The sequence below is a fragment of the Gluconacetobacter brunescens genome (assembly GCF_048695475.1).
In the GTDB taxonomy this organism is placed as follows: Bacteria; Pseudomonadota; Alphaproteobacteria; order Acetobacterales; family Acetobacteraceae; genus Gluconacetobacter.
In genome coordinates, this window is sequence record NZ_JBLHEN010000001.1 from 1,109,574 (window position 1) to 1,134,988 (window position 25,415).

Annotated in this window: 22 protein-coding genes; 13 read left to right on the forward strand and 9 right to left on the reverse strand. The window is 66.9% G+C overall.

The annotated features are described in order from the left end of the window. Nucleotides 1–172 precede the first annotated feature (172 nt). The gene (locus ACMAUO_RS04860; protein ID WP_420355842.1) at nucleotides 173–1,519 is read left to right on the forward strand and encodes a hemolysin family protein; all 1,347 of its coding nucleotides are present in this window, start codon (nucleotides 173–175) and stop codon (nucleotides 1,517–1,519) included. On the opposite strand, the gene ACMAUO_RS04865 is transcribed toward ACMAUO_RS04860, so the two are convergent. The 3 genes from ACMAUO_RS04865 to ACMAUO_RS04875 are packed head-to-tail and all read right to left on the reverse strand — an operon-like array spanning nucleotide 1,510 to nucleotide 3,105. After that, the gene (locus tag ACMAUO_RS04865) at nucleotides 1,510–2,151 is read right to left on the reverse strand and encodes a glutathione S-transferase family protein (RefSeq protein WP_420355843.1); all 642 of its coding nucleotides are present in this window, start codon (nucleotides 2,149–2,151) and stop codon (nucleotides 1,510–1,512) included. The genes ACMAUO_RS04860 and ACMAUO_RS04865 overlap by 10 nt on opposite strands. Next, the gene (locus tag ACMAUO_RS04870) at nucleotides 2,148–2,828 is read right to left on the reverse strand and encodes a Rieske 2Fe-2S domain-containing protein (protein ID WP_420355844.1); all 681 of its coding nucleotides are present in this window, start codon (nucleotides 2,826–2,828) and stop codon (nucleotides 2,148–2,150) included. Before ACMAUO_RS04870 ends, ACMAUO_RS04865 begins: the two co-directional genes overlap by 4 nt. 16 nt (nucleotides 2,829–2,844) lie before the next feature. Then, a complete protein-coding gene (locus ACMAUO_RS04875) occupies nucleotides 2,845–3,105 on the reverse strand; it encodes a hypothetical protein (RefSeq protein WP_420355845.1) in 261 nt (86 codons plus the stop codon). A gap of 91 nt (nucleotides 3,106–3,196) precedes the next feature. Between ACMAUO_RS04875 and pncA the strand changes: the two genes are divergently transcribed. From pncA to ACMAUO_RS04905, 6 genes are all read left to right on the forward strand, one after another. Next, complete coding sequence (gene pncA, locus ACMAUO_RS04880) at nucleotides 3,197–3,799, forward strand: bifunctional nicotinamidase/pyrazinamidase (RefSeq protein ID WP_420355846.1); 603 nt, start codon at nucleotides 3,197–3,199, stop codon at nucleotides 3,797–3,799. A 105-nt stretch (nucleotides 3,800–3,904) separates the two neighbouring features. Continuing rightward, complete coding sequence (locus ACMAUO_RS04885) at nucleotides 3,905–5,029, forward strand: BMP family ABC transporter substrate-binding protein (protein WP_420355847.1); 1,125 nt, start codon at nucleotides 3,905–3,907, stop codon at nucleotides 5,027–5,029. Continuing rightward, nucleotides 5,022–6,644, forward strand: coding sequence for an ABC transporter ATP-binding protein (locus ACMAUO_RS04890; RefSeq protein WP_420355848.1), 1,623 nt, complete (start codon nucleotides 5,022–5,024; stop codon nucleotides 6,642–6,644). The genes ACMAUO_RS04885 and ACMAUO_RS04890 overlap by 8 nt, the downstream gene beginning before the upstream one ends. After that, entirely contained in the window at nucleotides 6,641–7,714 is a 1,074-nt protein-coding gene (locus tag ACMAUO_RS04895) for an ABC transporter permease (protein ID WP_420357202.1), read from the forward strand. Before ACMAUO_RS04890 ends, ACMAUO_RS04895 begins: the two co-directional genes overlap by 4 nt. Next, complete coding sequence (locus ACMAUO_RS04900) at nucleotides 7,711–8,649, forward strand: ABC transporter permease (protein WP_420355849.1); 939 nt, start codon at nucleotides 7,711–7,713, stop codon at nucleotides 8,647–8,649. Before ACMAUO_RS04895 ends, ACMAUO_RS04900 begins: the two co-directional genes overlap by 4 nt. A 10-nt stretch (nucleotides 8,650–8,659) precedes the next feature. After that, on the forward strand, nucleotides 8,660–9,529 hold the full coding sequence (locus tag ACMAUO_RS04905; protein ID WP_420355850.1) for an aromatic ring-hydroxylating dioxygenase subunit alpha: 870 nt from the start codon (nucleotides 8,660–8,662) through the stop codon (nucleotides 9,527–9,529). Nucleotides 9,530–9,589: 60 nt separating this feature from the next. Here the strand turns inward: ACMAUO_RS04905 and ACMAUO_RS04910 are convergent, their stop codons facing one another. Next, entirely contained in the window at nucleotides 9,590–10,159 is a 570-nt protein-coding gene (locus ACMAUO_RS04910) for an NADPH-dependent FMN reductase (protein WP_420357203.1), read from the reverse strand. Between the two features lie 237 nt (nucleotides 10,160–10,396). Here ACMAUO_RS04910 and ACMAUO_RS04915 point away from each other — a divergent pair, with 237 nt between their 5' ends. Then, complete coding sequence (locus ACMAUO_RS04915; RefSeq protein ID WP_420355851.1) at nucleotides 10,397–12,508, forward strand: AsmA family protein; 2,112 nt, start codon at nucleotides 10,397–10,399, stop codon at nucleotides 12,506–12,508. 37 nt (nucleotides 12,509–12,545) lie between these two features. Here the strand turns inward: ACMAUO_RS04915 and ACMAUO_RS04920 are convergent, their stop codons facing one another. From ACMAUO_RS04920 to ACMAUO_RS04930, 3 genes are read right to left on the reverse strand one after another with little or no spacing between them, the layout of a single operon-like run. Continuing rightward, nucleotides 12,546–13,325: an N-formylglutamate amidohydrolase gene (locus tag ACMAUO_RS04920; RefSeq protein WP_420355852.1), complete on the reverse strand. Its 780-nt coding sequence runs from the start codon at nucleotides 13,323–13,325 to the stop codon at nucleotides 12,546–12,548. Nucleotides 13,326–13,379: 54 nt separating this feature from the next. Beyond that, a complete protein-coding gene (locus ACMAUO_RS04925) occupies nucleotides 13,380–14,228 on the reverse strand; it encodes a MurR/RpiR family transcriptional regulator (RefSeq protein ID WP_420355853.1) in 849 nt (282 codons plus the stop codon). A 12-nt stretch (nucleotides 14,229–14,240) separates the two neighbouring features. After that, on the reverse strand, nucleotides 14,241–15,551 hold the full coding sequence (locus ACMAUO_RS04930; RefSeq protein ID WP_420355854.1) for a M20 family metallopeptidase: 1,311 nt from the start codon (nucleotides 15,549–15,551) through the stop codon (nucleotides 14,241–14,243). 208 nt (nucleotides 15,552–15,759) lie between these two features. Between ACMAUO_RS04930 and ACMAUO_RS04935 the strand changes: the two genes are divergently transcribed. The 5 genes from ACMAUO_RS04935 to ACMAUO_RS04955 all read left to right on the forward strand — a co-directional run bounded on the left by ACMAUO_RS04935 (nucleotide 15,760) and on the right by ACMAUO_RS04955 (nucleotide 22,583). After that, on the forward strand, nucleotides 15,760–16,377 hold the full coding sequence (locus tag ACMAUO_RS04935; RefSeq protein WP_420355855.1) for a cysteine hydrolase family protein: 618 nt from the start codon (nucleotides 15,760–15,762) through the stop codon (nucleotides 16,375–16,377). Then, the gene (locus ACMAUO_RS04940; protein ID WP_420355856.1) at nucleotides 16,370–17,716 is read left to right on the forward strand and encodes a glutamine synthetase family protein; all 1,347 of its coding nucleotides are present in this window, start codon (nucleotides 16,370–16,372) and stop codon (nucleotides 17,714–17,716) included. The genes ACMAUO_RS04935 and ACMAUO_RS04940 overlap by 8 nt, the downstream gene beginning before the upstream one ends. Nucleotides 17,717–17,772: 56 nt before the next feature. Beyond that, nucleotides 17,773–20,142: a TonB-dependent receptor gene (locus ACMAUO_RS04945; RefSeq protein ID WP_420355857.1), complete on the forward strand. Its 2,370-nt coding sequence runs from the start codon at nucleotides 17,773–17,775 to the stop codon at nucleotides 20,140–20,142. Then, nucleotides 20,142–21,287, forward strand: a complete 1,146-nt coding sequence (locus ACMAUO_RS04950; protein ID WP_420355858.1) for an MFS transporter — start codon at nucleotides 20,142–20,144, stop codon at nucleotides 21,285–21,287. The genes ACMAUO_RS04945 and ACMAUO_RS04950 overlap by 1 nt, the downstream gene beginning before the upstream one ends. A 249-nt stretch (nucleotides 21,288–21,536) precedes the next feature. Continuing rightward, nucleotides 21,537–22,583, forward strand: coding sequence for an aspartyl protease family protein (locus ACMAUO_RS04955; RefSeq protein ID WP_420355859.1), 1,047 nt, complete (start codon nucleotides 21,537–21,539; stop codon nucleotides 22,581–22,583). A gap of 63 nt (nucleotides 22,584–22,646) precedes the next feature. On the opposite strand, the gene ACMAUO_RS04960 is transcribed toward ACMAUO_RS04955, so the two are convergent. Beyond that, nucleotides 22,647–24,041: an FAD/NAD(P)-binding protein gene (locus tag ACMAUO_RS04960; RefSeq protein ID WP_420355860.1), complete on the reverse strand. Its 1,395-nt coding sequence runs from the start codon at nucleotides 24,039–24,041 to the stop codon at nucleotides 22,647–22,649. Next, on the reverse strand, nucleotides 24,038–25,408 hold the full coding sequence (locus ACMAUO_RS04965) for an LLM class flavin-dependent oxidoreductase (protein ID WP_420355861.1): 1,371 nt from the start codon (nucleotides 25,406–25,408) through the stop codon (nucleotides 24,038–24,040). The genes ACMAUO_RS04960 and ACMAUO_RS04965 overlap by 4 nt, the downstream gene beginning before the upstream one ends. Between the last annotated feature and the right edge of the window lie 7 nt (nucleotides 25,409–25,415).

Sequence of the window (25,415 nt, forward strand, 5' to 3'; positions counted from 1 at the left end):
TTCACCCCGCAAATGCCCCCCAATATTCATCCGGCTGGCCGAAAGGGGCGCGGATGCGCTAGATTGCCCATCTCATGACCCATCCCGCCCAGGGGCACCCGGCCCCCATCCGCCGTCCCACAGCCCTCCCGGCACCCCGCCCCGGCCGCGCCGCGCGGGCGGAGGCACGGTCATGATGCTGCTGGCCGGACTGGTCGCGGTCGTGATCCTGATCGGGTTCAGCATCCTGATCGCCCTGTCCGAAATCTCGTTCGCGGCAGCGCGCGAGGTGCGGCTGCGCACGCGCGCCGAGGCCGGCGACAGCCGGGCGGTGAATTTCCTCCGCCTGCGCCGCAACAGCGGCCAGGTGGTCACGGTGCTCCAGATCTGCCTCAACGCTGTCGGCGTGCTGGGCGGCGTGATCAGCAGCGACATGGTCACCCCGCCACTGGCCGACATCCTGCGCCGCGCCGGGCTGGAAGACAGCGTGGCCGGCCACGTCGCCTCCACCCTCTCGTTCGTGCTGATCACGGGTCTGTTCGTGCTGTTCGCCGACCTGCTGCCCAAGCGCATCGCCATGAACGCGCCCGACCGCGTGGCGCTCAGCATCGGCTGGTTCCCCGCCATCGCGCTGAAGGTGCTCTACCCGTTCGTCTGGATCTTCTCCAAGATGTCCGACGTCATCCTGCGCGCGCTCAAAATCCCCGCCGCCTCGGCCGTCGAGCCCGTCACGCCGGAAGACCTCCGCGCCATCCTCGCCGCCGGCACCGCCTCGGGCGTCCTGCTGGAGCAGGAACACCAGATGATCCAGAACGTCCTGGGCCTGCAGGACCGTTCGGTCACCTCGGCCATGACCCCGCGCGACGAGATCGTGTTCCTCGACATGCAGGAAAGCGCGGAGAGCCAGCGCGACAAGGTGCGGGCCAAGCCCTATTCCCGCTACCCGCTCTGCAATGGCGGGCTGGACAACGTCATCGGCTCGATCCGCGCCGAGGACGTCCTGGCCGCCGTGGTGGAAAAGCCCGAGGACGTCGACCCCACGGCCACGATCCTGCCGGTCGCCAAGCAGATCTCCCGCATGCGCCGCGACGTGCTCTCTCTGCCCGACACGCTCAACCTGTGGGACACGCTGGCCCAGTTCGACACCCACGGCGCCGGCTTCGCCCTGATCGTCAACGAATACGGCCTGGTCGTCGGTCTGATCACCTTCAAGGACATCATGGGCGCGCTGATGGACGGCCTGGCCAACCCGTTCGAGGAACAGGCCATCGTCCGCCGCGACGAGAATTCCTGGCTGATCGACGGCGCCGCCCCGATCGGCGACGTCATCCGCGAACTCGGCGTGCCGGACCTGCCCGACAGCCACAATTTCGATACGATCGGCGGCTTCGTCATGCACCGCCTGCGCCGCATGGCCCGCAAGGCCGACAAGGTCGAGGCCGCCAATTTCCTGTTCGAGGTCGTGGACGTCGAGGGCTTCCGCATCAACCAGCTCCTGGTCACCCGCCGCCCCCGCCGCCCGGAAGCCGATCAGCCGTAATCGGGAATGCCGGGCATGGTGACAAATCCCGGCAACGCCCGCACCGCCCGCACCCAGCGCCGCAGCGCCGGATAGGCGGAATGCTCCTCCCCCCAGTCGCGACACAGCGCGGCGGCGGGAAACAGCGCAACATCGGCCACCGTGGGCCCCTCACCGACCACCCAGAGCCCCCCATCCAGCCGCCGATGGGCCAGATGGTCCTCCAAAATCCGCAGCGCCGCCACCGCCGCCCGCCGCCGGTCGGACTGTTCGTCCCCCGCCCCCGCGAACAGGCTGGCCCGCCGCATCAGCAACGCCGCGCGCAACGGCCCGCCGGCAAACTGCAACCAGTGCGCAACCCGGGCAAAATCCGCGCGTCCCTCCGGCAACCAGCCCGGCCGCCCATGCGCCAGCGCCAGCAGCACGGCCTCCGCCCCGCAGACCGCCTGTCCCTCGATGCGCAACACCGGCAACACCCCGGCCGGCGAAACCGCGCGAAAAGCCGCGCTATCCTGCTCCCCACCGGGCACGACATCGACCACCACCCGGCGCGCCCGCAGCCCCAGCAGCGACAGAAACAGCCGGACCCGATAGCAATCCTCGTCCAGTTCGTCGTCGTACAGCACCAGGTCGCTCATGCCCGGATCGCTCATGCCACGACTCCCGCCAGAAACACCTGCCCGGCCCGTTCCTCCACCCGCGCCCGCACATCCTGCCCCCAATCGGCCAGATCATGCAGACGCGCCCCCTCGGCGGGCGCCGCCGCCAGCAGGTGCAGCATGCACGCCCCCTCGCCAACCGGCAGCAGCGCCGCCAGCACCCGGCCTTCCACATCGCGGTCCAATATGGCGGCCAGATCCCCCTCCGGCATCCCGATCGCCCCCGCCACATCCCGCCACGGCGCCTCGATCCGCAGCGACCGCACCGGCACCCACGACACCGCGCCCATCGCCGGATCATCCCCCGGCAACGCCCCGCTTTCCTCAGCCGAGGCCCAGACCAGCCCCCAGCACTCCACGACCCGGAGCGGCGCCGCCCGGATCGTTCCGGGAGGCGACAGATCGGGATGCGCCGGAATATGCGTGCACCGCCCATCCGCCCCGAACCGCCAGCCGTGATACAGACAGGCCAGCGCCCCTTCGCGCACGAACCCCAGGCTCAGCCGCATGCCCCGATGCGGGCAGCGATCGTCCCACACATGCGCCTGCCCCTGCCCGTCGCGCCACACCGCCAGATCGCGCCCCCGCACGGTGCTGCCAGCCGCCGTGCCGGGCTCCAGATCCGCCGACAACATCAGCGGATACCACCCGCCATCGCAGTTCACGCCCATAATCCGGTCTCCCCCCCTAAACCCCATCATCCCCCGCCACCGGCAGGCAGCGCACCACCGGCACCAGACACCCCGCCGGCCCCAGGCTGCACGCCATCTCGAAAGCACCGACCAGCGGTTCCGGCCCCGCGACGTCAAACACCACCCGCCCCGGCCCGCTCTCGACCACGACGCACTCCAGCGCCATCAGGGCCGCGCGCTCACGGGCAAAACCCACGATGGCCTCCACCGCCGTGCATCCCTCCAGTTCCAGGCGCATCCGCTCCCACCGGCTCATGCGACCTCCGCCCCGTCCCAGAATCCCCGATAGCCCGACCTTCCGAAACGTGCCATCCCTGTTCCGAAACCGTACCGAACGGAGAGACGCCATGATCCATGTCACATCCCACGATGCGCTGCTGATCATCGACCTCCAGAACGATTTCCTGCTCGGCGGCGCGCTGGCGGTCCCGCAGGGCGACGCGGTCATCCCGGTCATCAACCACCTGACCCTCCTGCCCTTCGGCCAGCAGGCCGCCAGCCAGGACTGGCACCCTCATGGCCACGTCTCCTTCGCCAGCACCCACGGGCGAAAGGCCACGACCGATCACTGGCCCGACCATTGCGTGGCCGGCACCCACGGCGCCGCCCTGGCGGCCACGCTGCACCAGGCGCGAATCGGCATGGTGATCCGCAAGGGCCGCGACCCGGACATCGACAGCTATTCGGCCTTCATGGACAACGACCGCACCACCCGCACCGGTCTGGACTCGTGGCTGGCTGGACTGGGCATAAACCGCGTCTTCATCGCCGGGCTGGCGCTGGATTATTGCGTGCGCTGCACCGCCATCGACGCGAAGGCCCTTGGTTTCGAGACGATCGTGGTCGAAGATGCATGCCGCGCGGTCGGCTCCGATCCGCAGGCGACATGGCAGGACCTGGCCCGGCACGGCATCACCCGCGCCCACGCCAGCGAACTCGCCGGCCTGTAGAGCAGGAGGCGGCCCGTTTCCGGGGGGAATCGCCGGCACCGGGTGGGACCGGCGCGGGCGAGCATCGAGAGGGGAAAGCGGAACCATGACCATTCCGGGTCAGGTATGACCACGCACGCGCCGAACAGACGGCTTCTGACATCACGACGCCATATGCTGGGCCTCGCCGCCGGAGCCGCCGGCAGCGGCCTGCTGCGTCCACCCGGCCTGCGGGCACAGCCCCGCATCCTGCCCCCGATCGCCGAGGCCGACGCCCTGGTCGCCTTCGGCCACACCAGCCCGGTCACCGACGGCGGCTGGACGATGATGCACAATCAGGGCGTACAGGCGGTGCGCAAGGCCTTTCCCAACCTGCGCACGATCTATGTCGAAAGCGTGCCCTATTCGGCCGACGCCACGCGCATCTTCCGCCAGTTCGTGGCCGAGGGCGCACAGATGGTCATCGCCACCTCAAACTACGGCGATTTCATCCGCGACGTGTCCGACCGCGCGCCCGACGTCGCCTTCATGGAATGCGACGGCCACGCCGTCAGCGGCAATCTGGGCTGGTATTACATCACCCACTGGTACGCCAGCTACGTCATCGGCATCGCCGCCGGACTGATGACGCGCACCAACAAGATCGGCTTCATCGGCTCGTTCCCGATCCCGTCGGTCTATGCCGGCACCAACGCGGTGCTGCTGGGCGCACGCTCGGTCAACCCGGCGGTCACGGTGCAGGCGATTTCGATCAACGCCTGGTTCGACCCGCAGGCCGCCACCCAGGCCGGCACCGCGCTGGCCGAGAACGGCTGCGACTTCCTGTGCGGCATCATGGACGAACCCGCCTATCTGCGCGTCGCCGAACAGCGCGGCATCAAGGCCGCGATGTGGAACACCGACATGCGCCAGTACGGGCCGGAAGCCTATGTCAGCTCCGTCACGCTCGATTTCCGCGATTACTATGTCTCCCAGGTCCGCGCCCGCCTGGCCGGCACCTGGCAGCCCCAGGGCCGCTTCCTCACCCTGGGCAACGGCGTGGACCGCGACCCATGGGGCCGCACCGTGCCGCCGGAAATCGCAGCCCAGGCCGATGCCATGCGCACACGCATCATGGCCGGCTACAACCCCTTCCGCGGCCCGATCCGCGACGCCGCCGGCCGCGTGCGCGTGCCAGCCGGCGAGGTCATGGACGATGCCCGGATCTATCAGTGGGACTGGGCGGTCGAAGGAGTCACCGGCCTTGACTGACCTGCTGCACGCCCGGAACGACGGTCCGCCTCCGGTCCCCCCCGGCACCCCCCCGATCCTGCAATTGCAGGGAATCTGCAAATACTTCCCCGGCGTGATCGCCAACCAGGATGTCAGCCTGGACATCGCGCCGGGCGAGATCCACGCCCTGCTGGGCGAAAACGGCGCCGGCAAGTCCACGCTGATGAACGTGGTGACCGGCATCTACCAGCCCGATGGCGGCGAGATCATCCTCGACGGCTACGGCCAGAGTTTCGCCGCCCCGCAGGATGCCATCCGCGCCGGCATCGGCATGGTCCACCAGCATTTCAAGTTGGTCCCCGCCTTCACGGTGGCCGAGAACATCCACCTGGGCTGGCGCGACACCCCCTTCCTGGCCTCGGCGAAGGTGCTGGAAGCCCGCACCCGCGCCCTGTCGGAACGGTTCGGCTTCTCCGTCCGCCCCGACGCCATCGTGGCCGACCTCTCGGCCGGCGAGCAGCAACGGGTGGAAATTCTCCGCGTCCTCGCCCGGCAGGCCCGCCTGCTGATCCTCGACGAACCGACGGCGGTGCTCACCCCGGCCGAAACGCGCGACCTGTTCCGCGCCCTGCGCGCCTTCCGCGCCCAGGGCAACGCCGTGATCCTGATCAGCCACAAGCTGGACGAGGTCATCGACATCTCCGACCGCATCAGCATCCTGCGCGCCGGCCGCAATGTCGGCACCTACCGCACGGCCGACTGCACCGCCGCCGGCCTCGCCACCACCATGGTCGGCCGCGAGATCGTCCGCCGCGACCTCCGCGCCCGCGCCCCCGGCGCAGCGCCCATCGCCCCCACCCCGGTCCTGAGCCTGCGCGGCGCCACCTGCCGCGACCCGCGCGGCGTGGAAACCCTGCGCGCCGTCACGCTGGACCTGCATGGCGGCGAAATCCTCGGCATCGCCGGCGTCGCCGGCAACGGCCAGCGCGAACTCACGCAGGTCCTCACCGGCATGATGCCCCTCTCGGCGGGCGAAATCCTGCTCGACGGCACCCCGGCCCCGCTGGCCGACCCCGCCGCCTTCGCCCGCGCCGGCATCGGCCACATCCCCGAGGACCGGCTACGCAGCGGCCTGGCTCCCTCGCTGGACATCACCGACAACATGGCGCTGCGCGAATATGACCGCCCGCCGATCGGCCGCCACGGCCTCTACGACCACGGCGCCGCCAGCCGCCTGGCCCAGACCATCGTCGAGGCCGCCGAGGTCCGCGTGCCCGACCTCGCCACCCCCATCCGCAACCTGTCCGGCGGCAACCAGCAGCGATTGGTGGCAAGGCGCGAGATCCGCATCGCCAGCCGGGTCCTGGTCGCCGCCTACCCCAGCCGGGGGCTGGATATCGGCGCCATCGCCACCGTGCTCCGCTACCTGACCGACCTGCGCGACCAGGGCGTGGCGGTGGTCCTGGTGTCCGAGGACCTGGAGGAACTGCTGAACGTCGCCGACCGCATCGGCGTGCTGTTCCACGGCCAATTGATGGCCACGATCGACGCCGCAACGGCGGACATGGAAACGATCGGCCTGCTGATGGGCGGCCGCTCGGCACAGAACGGCGCCACACCGGGCGACATGGCACTGGCCGGAGGAGAGGCCTGATGGCCGGCACGCTGCAACGCCAACCCACCGTCACGCCGGCCCGCCGGCTGGCCTGGCGCGCCGGCGCCGTCGTCGCCGCGCTGGCGATCACCACCCTGTTCCTCGCCCTGTCGGGCCGCGACCCCCGCCTGCTGGCCGATCTTGTCATACGCTCCACCGTAGGCTCCCGCTTCGGGCTGGAAGACCTCGCCCTGTTCCTCACCCCGCTCCTGCTGACCGGCGCGGCCGTCACCGTCACCGGGCGGATCGGCGTATGGAATATCGGCGCCGAGGGCCAGTTCTATGCCGGCGCGATCGGCGCCACGGGTGTCGGGCTGTTCCTCCCCGGCCCGGCGTGGCTGGTCCTGCCGCTGATGGCGGCCAGCGGCATCGCCTGCGGCATGGGCTGGATCCTGGTTCCCGCCCTGGCCCGCGCCTATGCCGGCGTCAACGAGATCATCACCACCCTGCTGCTCAATTTCGTCGCCGGACTGCTCACCACCTACCTGGCGGTCGGCCCATGGCACGACCGCGTCACCGGCGCCCTGGCCTCGACCGGCCGCCTGCCGGTGCGCATTCCCGAAATCTGGGGCGTGGTCCACTGGGGCTTCCCGATCGCGCTGGCCATCGTACTCGCCCTGGCCTGGCTGACCACCCGCACCCGCTGGGGCTACCAGATCACCATCGGCGGCGCGAACGAGCAGGCCGCCCGCTATGCCGGCATCCCGGTCCGCGCCCGCATCCTGGGCGTCATGCTGCTGTCCGGCGGCCTCGCCGCGCTGGCAGGCGTGTTCGAGGTCGCGGGCACCGTCCACCGGCTGCAAGGCGGCCTGGCCAACAATTTCGGCTATTTCGGCATCGTGGTCGCGGTGCTGGCACGCGGCTCCTGCCTCAACGTGCTGCCCGCCGCCCTGCTGATGGCCTTCATCCTCAATGCCGGCATCGTGCTGCAAACCCAGCAACTGACCGGCTCGGCCGTGCTGGCCATCACCGGACTGGTCCTGTTCATGATCGCCATCGCCGACGAACTCGCCCACTACCGCCCCGTCACCGTCGGCCCCGGTCCAGTCGGCAAGGAGGCCCGGCCATGATCGCACTCCTGACCGGCATGCTCTCCACCGCCGTTCTCGCCGGCGGCGTCCTGGCCCTGGCCGCCCTGGGCGAGGTCCTGGCCGAGCGCGTGGGCGTCACCAATCTCGGCGTCGAGGGGCTGATGTCGCTGGGCGCGGTCATCGCCATCATCACGGTGGTCGCCGTGCCCAACCCCTGGCTGGGCCTGCTGGCCGCGACCATGGCGGGGGCGGCCGGCGGCATGGTCTTCGCCTTCGCCACCGTCATCGTCCGCGCCAACCAGGTGCTGTGCGGCCTGGCCATCACCTTTCTCGGCCTCGGCCTGTCGGCCAGCATCGGCCACGACTACGCAGGCGTACCCTCGCCCGCCACGTTCGGCCGCGTGCCCATCCCCGGCCTGTCCTCCCTGCCGATCATCGGGCCGGCCTTCTTCGGCCAGAACCTGCCGGTCTACCTGATCTATCTGGTGCTTCCGGCCCTGGCGCACTGGGTCATGTTCCACACCCGCCACGGCCTGGCGATGCGCGCGGTCGGCGAAAACCCGGCGGCGGCCGACGCCGCCGGCCTGCCGGTCACCGCCCTGCGCTTCTGGTACGTCACGCTCGGCGCCGGCCTCGCCGGAGCCGCCGGCGGCTACCTCACCCTCACCTACGTTCCCGTCTGGTCGGAAGGGCTAGTGGCGGGACGGGGCTGGATCGCGCTGGCCCTGGTCATCTTCGCCGGCTACCGGCCCTTCGGCGCCACCCTGTCGGGCCTGCTGTTCGGGCTGATCACCGCACTGTCCTTCGTCGGGCAGGCCCGCAACTGGCCGATCGCCCCCGCCTTCCTGAACATGCTGCCCTATCTGGGCACGATCGCGTTCATCATCGTGCCGGTGGTCGTCTGGCACCGCATGCGCCGCATCATGGCCGCCCCGGCCGCACTCGGCGTGCCGTATCATCGCGACGTGAGGTAAGGAGATTCCGATGACCCATCGCGCAGACCAGGAAGACCGCGCCGTGCTGGATGCCTGGCACGCGGTCGGCTTTCTCGAAACACTGGGCAAGGACCCCGCCCATACACGCCTGCTGGGCGTCGACCTGACGATCCGGCGCGGCCCCGACGGCGTGCAGGTCCACGCCGAAGGGCGAGACGCCCCTTTACCGGTCGCCGAACGCTATGGCTGCCTGTGGACCAGCCTCGGCACGCCCCCCGCCACCCCGCTCGCCATCCCCGAAGCCGACGAACCCGACCGCCGCCTGGTCTGCTGCGGCTCGATCGACGTCCACGCCTCGGGCCTGCGCGTGGTCGAGAACTTCCTCGACATGGCGCATTTCCCCTTCGTCCACACCAACATCCTGGGCGCCGAGCCGCAGACCGAAGTCCTGCGCTACCACACCGAATGGCGGCGCGACGTCGATGAAGTCTGGGCCACCGACTGCCGTTTCCACCAGCCGCAGGCCGCCCTGTCGGCCGCTGGCGGGCAGGACACGGGCTATATCTACCGCGTCGCCTCCCCCTTCGTGACCCTGCTGTACAAGACCTGCCCCAACGACCCGCTGCGCCCCGACGTCATCGCCCTGTTCGTCCAGCCGACGGAGCCCGAGCGCTGCCGCGCCCACCCGGTCATGTTCCTGATCGACGACATCTCGACCCAGGCCGACCTGATCCAGTTCCAGCAGAAGATCTTCCTGCAAGACCGGATCATCCTGGAAAACCAGCGCCCCCGCCTGCTGCCGCTGGACGCCCGCGCCGAAATCCCGACCCGCGCGGACTCCCTCTCGGTCACCTACCGCCGCTGGCTGAAGCAGAAACAGGTCCGCTACGGCGCCACCGGCGCCCTGCCCGCCGCCTGACGCCATCCACCCGATCACCCGGTCAGGGCACAAATGCCCTGACCCTGGCCTACGTGCCTCCTACGCTTTCAGCTTCCGTGCCAGCGCCGCCAGCGCCACCAATTGCCGCGCCAGGAAATCGCGCGTCGCGCCATCGGTCAGTTCCTGCGCCTCGGCGTCGATCTTCTGCCCGGCCTGCCCGATCATGGCTTCGGGCCGGTTGAGCACCATGGCATCGAGAAAGACCAGGCTCTGACGCAGATGATACTGCGCCCGCGCCCCGCCGATCACGCCCGGCGAAGCCGTCTGGATCGCCACCGGCTTTCCCGCCAGCGGCTGCGGCGTCACCCGTGACAGCCAGTCGATGGCATTCTTCAGCACACCGGGCATCGAGTAATTATATTCGGGCGTCACGATGATCACCCCATCCGCCGCCCGGATCTGCTCCGCCATCAGCAGGACGGGTGCCGGAAATCCCCGATCCTGCACATCGGCATCATAGAGCGGAAACGCCCCGACCGAGCCCAGCGCGCTGATGCTTACCCCCTCGGGCGCCAGCGCGGGCAGCGCCTTCGCCACGGCGGCATTGAGCGAGGCCCTGCGCAGGCTCCCCAGCAGGGTCACGAACTGAAGCGGAACCAGGTCTGCCATCATGCACCTCCGGCAAGGGGCGCAACACATGCCCCGCCCCATCCTCTCCCATGGCGGGCCCGCCCCTGCAATCACCACGCAATCACAATGCGCAACCGCCCGCGCCCGACCCGGCAGCCCCACCCGGGGAACCCCACCCGCCCTCAACCGTAAAAGATGAAACATCATCATGTTAAGGCCGGACACACGCGACCGGCCCCCCATGCCCGCCCGCCGGGCCCGCACGGAGACCCCTTCTTGACCCCACAGCCCGGCACATCTCCTCGTCCGTCCCCCATCCGCAGGGCCCTGGCCATCCTGGCCGGCATATTCGCGCTGGCCATCGTCCTGCTGATCGCGCTGTGGAACTGGGACTGGTTCGTGCCCATGATCAACCGCCGGGCCTCGGCGTCCCTTCACCGGCCGGTAACGGTCGCCCATCTCCATGTTCGCCTCGGCTGGACGACCACGATCACGCTGGACGATCCGCATATCGCCCAGCCCGACGGTTTCACGTCGGAAAAGGAAGAGTTCGCCAGCGCCAAATCCCTGACCGTCGCGGTCAAGCCATGGCCCTATCTCGTCGGCCACGGCCTCACCCTCCCGCTGGTCGCGCTCGACACCCCACGCGGCGATATCGTGGCCCTGAAGGACGGACGCAACAACTACACCTTCACGGCGGACGGCAAACCGGCCCCGGATGACGGATCGCCCACCACCCTCCCCCATATCGACGAACTACGGATCACCGACGGCGATATCCGCATCGCCCTGGCCCGCCTGCGCAGCGATTTCCGCCTGGCGGTCCACACCACGCCCCCGGCGGACGGCAAACCCGGCACCATCGTCGCCGATGCCAAGGGCCGCTACGCCGCCCAGCCGATCACCGGCCATTTCGTCGGCGGCGCACTACTGACCCTGGCGAACGCGCAGAACCCCTACCCGGTCGACCTGTCCGTCGCCAACGGTCCCACATCGGTCACCCTGCGCGGCACGGTCGACGACCCGCTCCATTTCGCCGGCGCGCAACTCGCCCTGAAGCTCACCGGCCCGGATATGTCCCTGCTCTATCCGCTGATCGGCATCCCCATCCCGCAGACGCCGCGTTACGCCATCGCCGGAAAACTCGACTATACGGCGGCAAAGATCCGCTTCACCGGCTTCGAAGGCCATCTCGGCGGCTCGGATATCCGCGGCGACATCATCGTCGATCCGCACCAGAAGGTCCCCTTCGTCGAAGCCGCCCTGCACTCCCACCTCGTGGACCTGGCCGACCTCGCCGGCTTCGTCGGCGGCGAACCCGGCCACGCGAAGACCGAGCCCCCGTCAGACAGCAACGTCCTGCCCGACCAGCGCATCAACGTGCCCAAGCTGAACGCGGTCAACGCCCATATCGCCTATCATGGCGACCATATCGAAAACAAACGCATCCCGCTGGACAATATCGACGTCGACGCCACGGTGCAGGACGGCGCGATCGACGTCCGCAAGCTCAACTTCGCCGTCGGCACCGGCGCGCTTGCCTCCACCGCCACCCTCACCCCCGCCGCCGACAATAATTTCAGCACGCGCTTCAAGCTGGATGTCTCGCGCGTTCCGGTAACGCGCCTGATGAAGGGCGCCGGCTCCCTCGAAGGCCAGGGCACCATCGGCGGCCATGTCACACTGTCCTCCACCGGCCATTCGGTCGCCAACCTGGTCGCCAACGGCACGGGCGGCATCACGCTGGTGCTCGACCAGGGCGGCCACCTGTCCGCCATTTTGCCGGACCTGCTGGGCCTGCAACTGGGCAACGCGCTCCTCTCCGCGCTGGGCCTCCCCGACCGGACCCCGCTGCAATGTTTCATCGCCGACATGCCGCTGAAGGAAGGCATCCTGTCCACCCAATCCTTCCTGCTCCAGACCGGCGATACCCGCACGACCGGCGACGGCACGATCAATTTCCGCAACAACACGCTGGATTACGCCATCACCACCCGCGCGATCCATTTCACCGTCGCCTCCTTCCCCGGCGCGGTCCACATCACCGGCCCGCTGCGCAGCCCGACCATCCTGCCAGGTGTGGAAATCGCCGGCCGCCTGGCCGCGACGGGCGCGCTGGCGGCGGTTTTCCCGCCAGCCGCCATCATCCCCACCATCCAGTTCGGCGTCGGCAAGGGCTCGGCCTGCGAACAGGCGGTGGAACAGGCCAACGCCAACCCCGCCGCCGGCATCGCCCCCGGCGCCACCACCGGCCCCCACCCCTCGCCCGCCGCCAAAGCCGGCCGCGCCCAGGCAACCCGCCCCGCCGCCCGCAAGTCAGCAGCAGCAGAACAGGTCCGCGCGGCATGGGAGAGGAAGCAGAAGATGCAGCAGCAGAACGGCCACTGACCGTCGCAGAAAGCCAGCCGGAAGCCTCTCCACGCCTCTAGAACACTTCGTCCTGCACCACGCGCGCGGCGCGCGCCAGAAAAGCAGCCCATTGGCGCGCGTCGGCGGAGTCAGCGATCAGATCCTGGCGAATTTCCACCAGACAGGCCGGAATACCGCGCGCGTCTCCATGCACCGGTACGGCATAATCCTCGTCCGCCTCGATCTGATAGGGATTGTTTTCCGCCACCTCGCACCCGGAACTGGCAGAAAGCGCACGGATGAACGTCCGGCCATATGTGCGGGCCTGGCCGAAGAGGATACCCGCCGGCCATGGCCTCCGCTCTCCCTTGAAGACGGGCGTGAAGCTGTGAATTCCCACCAATAGTGTCCGTTGCCCTGCTGCCATCCGACGATCGAGACATTCGCCGACCAGATCATGGAATGGATGGAACCAGCGCCTCTGTCTCTCCTGTCGCTGGCGGGGCGAAAGCGCCATGTTGCCCGGAATCTCCGTCACCTCGCTGGAGATGGGGATGGAACTGTCACTGTGCAGGGGCCGATTGAGGTCAATCACCAACCGGGATACCTGGCCCAGCACTAGGGGCGCGTCCAGATGCTCGGCAAGAGACAACGCAACCTCCCGCGCACCGATATCCCAGGCGATATGGCGCAGCCGCTCATCAAGGGGCAGGCCCAGATCACCATATTCCGCCGGAATGAAGGACGAGGCATGTTCGCACAGCAGCAGATAGGGCGAGCGGCCCGCGGGATTGACGATCTGGACGGCCTCGGCCGCCGATCGGTCGCGCGCATCCACCCGGTGTATCTTATCCATTGGTATCCCTACGATATTTTTAGGCGACCGGATGCACGACGCAACTTGGCGGCGTCAGAATATCCCGCACCTGTCGCGCGTTTTCTCGATATCTTCCAACCGTTCGCGCACCCCGAATTCCGGGTCGGCCATCATGGCGGCCAGCAGCGTTTCGATCTGCACCAGCCCCGGAATCAGCGTATCGAACGGCGAGACCGTCTCGATCGGCGCACTCAACGTCACATCAGCGAAATGCGCGATCGGCGATTGCCACATGTCGGTAAAGAGAACGATCCGCACCTTGCGATCCCGCGCAGCCTTGGCGAACTCCACCACATCGGTCTGGTAGCGCCGATAATCGAAGACGGCCAACGTGTCGCTCTCTGTAAAATCAGCCAGCAGGTCGACCAGATCGGCCGGCCCGCCATCTATATGAAAGACGCCCGGCCGGGCCTGGATCAGATGCCCACGCAACAACGCGGCCAGATGCTTGCTCGACCGGCCGCCCAGACAATGGATATAGCGTCGGCGCCGGCCCAGCAGGTCCATTGCTGCACGAAAGGTCGGCGGCAGATAGCTGTCGCGCATGGTGGTCAGGTTGGCGACAATCCCGTCGATGAACAGATTATGCACATTGTCGGAGCGAAACGCCTCCGCATCCTTGTTCCGCAGCATGTGCAACGGTGACAGGCGACTGGTATCCAGCTCGCCCAGCATCGCCTGCTTCATCTCCTGGTAGCTGTCGAAGCCCAGCTTGGCCACCGCGCGCATCACCGTCGGATCGCTGACATGGGCCTGCCGCGCCAGGGCCGACATCGGTCCCATCACCGCCAGTGGATAATTATCGATCAGAATCTGAACGACCTTCAGTTCGGAGCGCGTAAGGTCGGCGCTCCGGGCGATCAACTGGTCCCGAATTGACATGTTCTCGTCCGCTTATTTGTCCTGAAGACCACATAATTCCATGATACTGTAAGCCAGAACTTTAGTCGTCTCAGCAATACTTTCGACAATAACATGTTCGTCTATGCCATGTGCATTGTCGCCCGAACACCCGTAAATCGCGCAGGGAACACCCTGGGCCGCGTAATGGGCAGCATCCGACACCGCGATAAAGCCGGTAACGTCCGTTTCCAGCCCCAGTGCGCCTCGGCCCCCGGCCAGCGCGCGCACCAGCGGGTGCTCGACGGGCGTGTTCATCGGTTCGAAATGCAGGCCACCCAGTTCCCAGATCACCTGCGGGGGATGCGCGCGCAGCCAGTCATGGCCTTGGGCGAAACGATGGACGAACGCCTCGAACGCGGCTCGTATATCGGCCGTCCGCTCATGAGGCAGGAATTTCAGATCGATATCGATGGCGCAGCAATCGGGCGTGATCGCCGGGTTCTCCATCATCGTCGGCACGCCGTTCGCGTCGGAAAAGGCGCCCCCGCGAATGACACCGGCATGCAGCGTATTCATGCCCGGCGGCATCAGGGGATGGCTCTTCGTCATCGCCCAGTCACGCTCCAGCTCACCCAATGCCATCAGGAAGCGGGCCGCCAGGTCGACCGCATTGACGCCCGGCGTGCGCAACGCCCGGTCCGCCTGCGGATAGAGCGATGTATAGCGCCAGGCAGAGTGGGCCGCCCGGCCGGGAATGACAACCCGCACCCACTCCAGTCCGCCCTCGGCCGGCATGATACGGCCGAAGCTCGTTTCGGTGATGATACCGGCACGGCATTTCGGAAAACGCGCGGCCGCGTCAATGGCACCGAAACCACCGGCTTCCTCGTCCACCACGCAATGAATATCCACCCGCCCGCGCGGCCGCACGCCCGCCTTGAGCACGGCACGCAATGCGGCGATCATGGCAACGACCCCGCTTTTCATGTCCGTGGCACCGCGTCCCCATAACCGCCCGTCATGCAGGTCGCCCGAAAACGGGTCCATGGACCAGCGGGCCGCCTCGCCGGCCGGCACTACATCAATATGCCCATTCAGCATCAGCGAAGTCTCGTCCTCGCCCGGCAGGCTGGCGATCAGGTTCGGACGGTCCGGGAAGACATCGTATCGTTGCGTGCCCAATCCCATATCGTCCAGGAGGGCGGCCAGATAGGCCTGCACCTCCGCTTCGCGGTTCAGCCCCTCCTGATGCTGGAATTTCGGATTGACCGAAGGAATGCGAACGATCGCCTGCGTATGACGGATCGCCCAATCCCGCTCTGCGTCGATCACAGCGCAGACTGTCTCGAAAACCTCCCGCATCGGACCTCTCCCATCGAAAGCAGCGACCCGAACCGGCATCGGTCCGGCATCATGCCGCGCCACTGAATGTAAGATATCACACATTTTCCAATTTAATGTCCATAACGAAAACATATTGACATCGCACCGATCCCTGCGTCATCGTCCATGATATGGACAGCCGGCCGCAGCCTGTGGCCGTTTTCCGTTCTCTATGGAAAAGAACCTGATGCTTCCTCGTGATTCACGGATGCGTGCGGGACGCGCGGCACTGCTCCTGGTCGACATGCAGACTGTCTGGATGCATCCCTGCGACAAGGACGATGCTGCGTATTTCACCGCGCGCAACGCGACACTGGCCGTCCCGAACCAGCAGCGCCTGCTGCAAGGTGCGCGCGACGCCGGGCTGGACGTCCTGCATACGATCATCCGCAGCCTGCGTTCCGATGGCCGCGACCGGTCTCTCGACCACAAGCTGACGCCGATCCACATCGCGCCGGACGACCCCGCCGGCGACATCATCCCGGAACTGGCCCCCCGCCAGGACGAAATCGTTCTTCCAAAGACCTCATCAGGCGTCTTCAATTCCACGAATATCGACTACATCCTGCGCAATCTCGGCACCGACCACCTCGTCATCGCGGGGCAGTTGACCGACCAGTGCGTCGACATGGCGGTCCGCGACGCGGCCGATCGCGGCTATCGGGTCTTCCTCGCCGAAGATGCCTGCGCCACATACAGTCAGGATCGTCATGATGCCGCATTGCGCGCATTTGGCGGGTACTGCGTCGTGACCAGTACATCGGACATCCTCACCCGGATCGAGGAGATCGAAGCCGATGTCTGAAACCCCGCAAGTCCCCTGGCAGTCCGTGGACCGCACCGGACTGTTCGCCCTTCTGACCAACGATCTGGTCGGCATCACACGCGGGCGCTTCTTCCCCCTTCCCCTTCGTGAACGGGCCGTCCTGAAAGGATGCGGCTGGGTGCCGGCCAATCTGGGGCTGACACCCTTCGACGAGATCGCCGCGAACAATCCATGGGGATGCGTCGGAGACCTCCGGCTGCGCCCCGATCCCGACACGGCCTACCGGACGACCCGCCTGGGAGACGGCGCGTTCTCGGGCATGCTGTGCGACATCACGACACTCGATCACCAACCGTGGTACGGCTGCGGCCGATCGTTTCTCCGCGCGGCCCTGAAGAACCTGGAAACCGAATTCGGCCTCTCCCTGTTCTGCGCCTTCGAATCGGAATTCCAGGTCACCGGCGCGACATGGGCTCACGCACCGGCCTTCTCTCTCCAGGCCATGCGCCGCGCCGACGATTTCATGAGGCTTCTCGTGGACGCCCTGGCCGATGTGGGCGTCGATCCCGAAATCATCCTGCCTGAATACGGACAGGATCAGTACGAGGTTCCCTGCGCCCCCAGGGATGCCTTGCAGGCAGCCGACAAGGCCGTCCTGTTCCGGGAAGTCACGCGGGAGGCGGCACGCCTGTCGGGGCTGAAGGCCACCTTCACCCCCAAGATGACACCGCAGGGTGTTGGCAACGGCATGCACATCCATTTCTCCCTGAAAGACAGGGATGGCCGGTTCGTGACGTTCGATCCGCAGCACCCGGCGGGCGTTTCAGAACGCTGCGGCGCATTCGTCGCCGGAATCATGAGGCACATGCCCGCGCTCATGGTCTTCTGCGCTCCCACGGCGATATCCTACATGCGGCTTCAGGCCCATCACTGGAGTTCCGCCTATGCCAGCTTCGGCCTGCACAACCGCGAAGCAGCGCTGAGGATCTGCCCCGTCGCCGCCACCGACCCCGCCACGACGGCCAGGCTCTTCAATATCGAGTTCCGGCCGCCGGACGGCACGGCCAGCCCGTACTGGGCGCTCGGCGCCCTGGTCCGCGCAGGGATCGAGGGCCTGCGCCACGGCTTGCCGACGCCCGGCCTGTGCCATGGGGACCCGGACAGCATGGACGAGGCCACACGCCGGCAAATGGGCATCCGTCGCCTGCCGGGCTCGCTGCGGGAGGCACTGGACGCCTTCATGGCCGATTCCGTCGTACGAGGCTGGCTGGACAGCGCACTCGTCGAAGGCATCCGGTCCGCGAAACAATGCGAGATCGATAAAATACAAGACTGGACCGACGACGAGTCGTGCCGGCGCTACGCGACGATTTTCTGAAACAACCCTCCGGTAACCGCAACGGAAGCCTTCGGCAAGAATAAGGAAGTGATGCAATGGCCCAGATTGTTTTGAAAGAGAAATGGAAACGGAGTTCCTGTTTCCTTGGGCTGGCGATCGTCACCCTGGGCCTTTCGGCCGAGACTGCCTGGGCCGAGGATCCCCCGTCGGCGCACAAAGCCGTACCACGCCAGAAGACGGCCGCCACGACGGCGAAGCCGAAGGCGGCCGTTCCAGGTCCCGCGCTGGCAGAGGATATCAACGTCATGGGGCAGAGCCGGCAACGGCAACTGGTCCATGTCCCGCAATCCGTGTCGAGCTATTCGGGGGCGGAACTGAAGCAGCTCAACGTCACGCAGACGACCGACCTGCTCGGCATGACGCCGGGCCTGTACATGACGACCAGCAGCCTGTCGCCCACGCCGGAATCCCAGCAACTGGTCATCCGCGGTGTCGGCACGAACGCCCAGCTCGAAGCCGCGACCGGCACCTATGTCGATGGCGTCTACCTGCCGGCGCTGAATTTCGATGTCGGCTTCATGGACCCCCTGCGCGTCGAGGTCTTCAAGGGGCCGCAGAACACGATGTTCGCCCGCAATGCCGAGGCCGGCGTGGTCAGTATCACGACGGCTGCCCCCACGGATCAGGCCGTGCATCGGATGGAGGTCGGCTATGACAGCTTCAATACCGGGAAGGTCCAAGCCTATGTCAGCGGGCGGATCGCCCGCAACCTGTACGGCTCCCTGATCGCGGATTACAGTCATTCGGACGGCTACATAAAGAATAACGGCACATCCAAGCTCCCGCTGGTCGATCCCTATTTCCCTGGCCAGGACCTCGTCCGTGAATACGGCTCGCATGTCAGCCTCAATCGCTATACCGGCGTGGAACAGAAGGGCGGCTTCCGGGGCATGCTGCGCTACACGCCGCTCGAAAACCTGGATCTGCGACTGATCGGCGATTATCATCGTGACAACGGCAACCAGGCCGGCTCGGGCCCGCTCGATGGCTGCAAATGCTACACGCTCAACGGCGACCTGGCCTATCAGGCCGACAGCGAGAATTACGGCGCCGCCTTTGTTGCCGCCTATACCCTGCCCTTCATGAAGATCTCGTCGATCACGTCCTGGCGGGAAGCCTATTCGAACGTTCCGGTGGATTTCGTCGGCAATTCCGCCTTGCAGAACAATCTCCAGGCTCTCTATTCCGAGCAGCAGTCCAAGATGCAGGAACTCCGGCTCAGTTCGGTCGATTCCGGAAAATTTACCTGGAATGTCGGCTTTTCGGCTTACAAGGACCGCGAATACACCAACCGCTTCTACGTCCTGTCCGATCTGGATTCACCAGACCACCTGACGAACTCCCTCTATAGCGGAATCTGGAATTCGCAGATCGTCTCGCTGCGGCGGACAGGGTACGCCGGCTACGGCGAGGTCGGCTACGCCATCACCCCGCGCCTGCATATCGATGCCGGCCTGCGCTATGTGTGGGAAGATGTCGCGGCCAACGGACTGGAGCGGTACGTGATCCCCGCCAACAACGTCCTCAGCGCGCCGATTTCCAGCCTGGGCTCGTGGTCGTCCTTCGACGCGGGCGTCAACAGCCAGCGGGCCTGGCACAAGGCCCTGCCCTCGGCAACGGTTCGCTATGACCTGGCGTCAAGCAGTTCCATCTATTTCCGCTACGCACAGGGCTACAAATCCGGCAGCTACCAGAAGGCCCCGGTCGTGCCCTCCGACGTCAGCCCCGTCCTTCCCGAAAAGACGCAGACCTTCGAAATGGGCATCAAGTCGCAGCTCACGAAGGCCATTCACATCGACCTCGCCGGTTTCGACACCGAGATCCATGACCAGCAGGTCCAGTCCACCGTTGTCCGCAACGGCATCACCTCCAATGCCATTACCAACGCGGGGGCAAGCCGGATCACCGGTTTCGAGGCGAACCTGAACTGGCACGTCACCCCCCGCTTCGAAATCAATGCCAATGCCGCCTACACACCGTCGAAATTCCTGAATTACGTGATCCATCCGGGCGTCGGCCTTACCCCTGTCGTCCGGACCGGAAGCGCGCTGCCCAGCACGCCGGACTGGACCGCCGATATCCGGGGCGCCTATACCCTGCCGCTGGGCAGGGAGCGGTCGCTGATTTTCCAGGCCAATTTCCGGTGGGTCGACAGCACCTATGTCGGCACCCACGCCACGTCGGCCGATCCCATTCTGAATATCCCGTCGTGGAATCAGCTCGATCTCAAGGTCATGTATCGCGGAAAGCGCTGGTCGGCGTCGCTCTATGGCAACAATGTCCTCAATCGCTACATCATTCTTTCGAAATTCAACACCTTCTTCGCCCAGCCCGCGGGCAGCTACGTGCATGACGTGGTCGCCGCTCCCGCCAATGTAGGCTTCGACGTCACGGCCGATTTCTGATGACATCGGCGAAGGGGAAAAGCCCGGCCACCGGCCTCTTCATGATCGCGGCGTGCGCGGGCGTGGCCAATGCCAGCCTGCTGTGCGCCCCGGTTCTCGCAACCCAGCTCATGGCCGAACTGGGCTACGACGCCCGGCGGACGGGGCTCTTCTTTTCGCTGGAATTCGCGGGCTACTGCCTTGCGGGGCTATTCGGGCGCATGGCCCTGCCCCGGTTCGGCTGGCCCCTTCTCCTGCGCGCGGCCATTCTCACCGCCATTGCCGGCAACCTGTTCGCCCTGGCCTGCCTGCACCACCCCGATATCCTGCTGGCGGCGAGATTGCTGACCGCCACGGGCAACGCGCTGATGGGCATCGTGGCGATGAGCTACGCCAACATTCATCCGCGCGGCCGGCAGGCCTACGGTGTCTACATCATGGGCCAGTGCGTCGCCGGCACGCTCGGATTGATCTTTCTCCCCACCCTCTTCCTGCATACGGGCATCGCAGCCTATTTCCTGCTGCTGCCCTGCCTTCTCACGCTCCTCCTGTTCGGGGCCTCCCGCCTGCCGCCCGGCCGAACGCTCCACGAATCCGGGGGCTCCAGCCGTTCCGCTCCGGCATCGGGCTGGCACGTCACCATCCGCCGTCTCGCCGTGCTGCTATTCTATGTCGGACTGAGCGCAATCTGGACCTTTTCCGGACAACTCGCGCTGGCGGCAGGATTCAACGCACAGCACAGCGGATATATGCTGGGCCTGGCCGCCGGGTTCGGCATCCTGGGGTCGTCGGCAGCCACCTGGCTTGGCAAGGACGCTTATTCCGATCGCAGCCTGGCACTCGCAGGCTACGGACTACTGACGGCGAGCCTGCTGATGCTGTTATGGCCCTGGGCGCCTTCGTTCGTCGTGGGCACGTTGCTGTTCAAGTTTTCATGGACATTCGTCGTGCCGGTCCTGTTCGCCATCGTCGGGCGGCAGGACCGGTCGGGCGAAGTCGTCGCCGAAATCAACTTCATTGCCGGACTGGGGCTCGCCGTCGCCCCTTGGGCGGGGGGTCAGATCCTCTATTATGGCGACCTGAAAAGCCTGACCACGATTTCCATAGTCTTCGTCCTGATCTCCGCCTGGTGCGCGGCACGCCTTGCCTCTCAGGAACAACACTGAGCCGATAGAGCACAGGGCGGCGCCAGCCACGCAGCGAACAGGATCGCCTCCGCCCCGCCTGTTGCCGACAGCGCATGATCTGTCCGGCCGTCACCGCCACCAGATCGAAGGGCACGGCCTCCGCCCCCTCGACGCCCGCCTTCGTTACATGGCAGAGATGATCACGCGGGGGCTGCTCGCTCGCACCTATTACGGCAATGCTGGCGGCACCCCCTCTGCTCGGACAACGCACACGCGCCGGGACACGCCATGCCCTCCTCCTGCCGTCGAAAGTCCGCTGAAAACCGCGCCCCAACCGGACGGACGATCGGCGGCGCCCTTTTCCTCTCCGCCCTGCTCGCCCTGTCCACCCCGTCCCACGCACAGGCCACGCTCCCGCCGTCAGCCTGCATCGAGGGCGCAACGGTGGTGCCGCTGCTCGGCGGACAGGGCGATGCGCCGCTCATTCCGGTCCATGTCGAGGACCAGGACGCCGCGATGTTCGTCAGTCCGGGATTAAGACCGGTGCTGATCCGTAACTACGGCGACATCTGGTTTCCTCTCGGCCCCGCACAGCCCCTCATCGCCCAGGACGGCCAGCCGGTCATCACCCATCATACCGAAATCGACGATATCCGGATCGGCACGCTGTCGCTCTCCATGGTTCCCGCATCCCTGCTGGAACATGATGCAACGCGGATGGTCGGCACGCGCCCCCTGCTGGGCCTGCTGGGGTACGAGTTCTTCATCGGCGCGGAACTGCTGCTCGACATCCCGCACGGCAAGCTGGCCATCTTCCACTGGAGCACGAAAAAGGAGTGCGGCGACTCTCCCGCCCGCATCTTCGCCGGCGCGTTCACCAGCGTAAAGATGGACAGCACCACCCACATCGCGGTCCAGATCGGCCCCATCACCCGCCAGTTCAAGCTGGACCCGGATCTCGGCATCAGCATAATCCCCTACACCGACGCCCGAGACGCGGGCATCTCAAAAGCCAGCCTCGCCGAAGATACCCGCATCGCCACCTGCTATGCGACGACGCAGGTCGGTGCCCGGCATCGTTTCGACCGGGTCGCAATAGGCTCCCACACCATGACCGACATCCCGCTGGTGGTGCAGAACCACCTTTCCACCGGTGCCCTCGGCGAAGATTTCTTCTCGGGCATCGTCGCCCTGTTCGATTTCCCCCACAACCGCTTCATCTTCCAGCCAACGACAGACCGCAACACCGCCCCCGAACGCCATCTCCATTTCGACGAATCCCACGAAGGATTCACGTCCGTCAAAGAACCCCACCCCGAAAGGCGCTATCAGTGACACACAGCGCCTGACACTTTCGCCGTCACCCGCACTGTCTTTTCATCCGCCCCGCCTCGCCGTTCAGGCTGGCACCCGCCCCACCGCCCGCAGAATGGTCCCGGCAATCATCTCCGCGTTCGCGGTCACTTCCGGCAACCCCATCAGCTCGCCGAACGTCCCGCGCGACAGCGGCCCCGCGACAAACAGGCTCGGCTCCGCTTCCCCCGCCGCCGACAGCGCATGCCCCTCCCGGTCGGTCTCCACCCCCAGCCCCACCGGGTCGGCCCGCAGCAGCCCCCGCCGGGCCAGCCCCGCCAGAAAGGGCTGGGAGGACAGGATACGGGCATGATCCGGCCCGGTCGTCGTCACCACCGCGTCGAACGACAGAACCTCCCGCCCGCCACCCCGCCGGCGCAGCGTCACGGCAAACCCCTCCCCCCGCCGGGCAGCCTCGTCGATCCGCCCGGCCAGCACATGCAGCGTTCCCTCGGCAATCCGCCGATGCAGCACCCGCTCCACCTGCGGTGCGATCCGAAAGCGCCGCGTATCCCAGAACGGGCGGGCATGCCGCACCAGCCGCCGCCGCTCCGCCACCGGCAACGCCGCCCAGATCGCCCCGGCCTGCCGACGCACGGCGTTGAAGACGGTCTGCCACGGCCGCTCCGGGTCCTCGCGCAACGCCCGCCGCACGCGCAGCAACACCCCGCGCGCGGTCGAGGCCGGATCGGTGGAAAAATCCCCCCACGCATCGGTCACATCGCTCAGATCCGCCTGCGACACCTGCCCCCGCCGCGACAGGGCCACGATCTCCCCCCGATGCCCGGCCGCATCCAGCGACGCCACCACATCCGCCATACTCAACCCGGTGCCCACGATCAGCACCCGATCCTCCGGCCCGATTCCCTGCAACGCCCCGACCGCCCAGGGATCGACCACCAGCCGCCCCCCGCCGCCAACCAGCCCGGCCAACGCCGCCGGCGGCGCCGGCGGCGGATGCGAGGTCGCAATCACCACGATCCCGGCCGCCGCCCGCTCGCCGTCATCGGTCGCAATCCACCACCCGCCCTCCGAGCGGGGCGTCACCTCCGTCACGCGCACCCGCCGATGCACCACCTGCCCGCTGGCCAGGCGCGGTGCCAGCCGCGCCGCCACATACCGCCCGAACACCGATCGCGCGGGATAGGCCGCCCCATTGGGCAACACGGCCTCCGGATCGGCCTCCAGCGCCCCATCCGCCCGCAGCCAACTGTCGAAATCGTCCAGCACGGCCGTTGTCAGGCTCATGCGCGCGGCCGGCACATTGATGCGGTGGCGCGGATCGCGCGCCCCATACGCCACCCCCTGCCCCAGCGCCTCGCGCGGCTCGAACACCGTCACGGGCGGCAGTGCCGCGTTCCCGTTCGTCAGATGCCATGCAATCGCGGCCCCACTGAAGCCGCCGCCGATAATGGCGATCCCGGGCACTGAATCCGTCATGCCGTCTCCGTACGACGCACCCGGCTGGCCGGATGGTCCACACCCAGCCGGTCTCCGCGCCCGAACAATTTCTCACGCAAGGTGCCGGGCCGATAATCCCGCTTGTAGATGCCACGCCGTTGCAGCACCGGCACCACAAATTCCACCACATCGGCAAAGCTCTCGGGCGTCACCGCATAAGCCAGATTGAACCCGTCGACACCGGTCCGCACCACCCACTCCTCCAGCAGATCGGCAATCCGTTCCGGCCCGCCGACAATGGTCGTTCCCATGCCGCCGATCGCCGCATGCTCCGCCAGTTCGCGCACCGTCCACACCTTGCCGGGGTCCTGCACCGTCAGCGCATCGACAGCGGAATGGATCGCGTCATTGCGGATATGCCGCACCGGATCGTCCGGCGCGTACTGCGAGAAATCGATCCCCGTCCACCCCGACAGCAACGTCAGCGCCCCCTCCAGGCTCACATACCGCCGATAATCCTGCCATTTCGCCTGCGCGGCCTCGTCATCCGGCCCGGTAATGATCGTCAGCAGCGAGAAGACCAGCGGGTCCCCCCCATGCCGCCCCTCCTGCCGCGCCCGGGCCCGCAGATCCGCGACACTGCCCGCCACCACCGCCGCCGAAGGCCCGGCCACGAACACGCATTCCGCATGCCGCGCGGCAAAGGCCCGGCCACGAGAAGACGCCCCGGCCTGATAGAGAACCGGCGTGCGCTGCAACGACGGCTCGCACAGATGGATCGCATCCAGCTTGAAATACTCGCCCTCATGCACGATCCGCCGCACCTTCGCGGGGTCGGTAAAGACCCCCCGCGCCGCATCGCGCAGCACCGCATCGTCCTGCCAGCTTTCCTCCCACAGGCGATAGACCAGATGCAGATATTCATCGGCAATATCGTAGCGCGTGTCATGCGCCACCTGCCGCGCCTGCCCGGTGCCCCGCGCCGCGCTGTCCAGATAGCCGGTCACGATATTCCAGCCGATCCGCCCCTGCGTCAGATGGTCCAGCGTCGACATCCGCCGCGCGAACGGATAAGGCGGCTCGAAAGACAGCGTGGCGGTCAGGCCAAATCCCAGATTCTCCGTCACCGCCGCCATGGCCGAAATCAGCATCGCCGGATCATTGACCGGCACCTGCGACGCATTGCGCAGCGCGGCATCCGCATTGCCGCCATACACGTCATACACCCCCAGCACATCGGCCAGGAACAGTCCGTCGAACAGGCCGCGCTCCAGCAGCCGCGCCAGATCGGTCCAGTAACGGATGGTATTGTAGGTGCCCGACCGGTCACGCGGATGCCGCCACAGCCCGCTGGCCTGGTGCGACACGCAATTCATGTCAAAGGCATTCAGCCGGATTTCAGACATTGCCCAG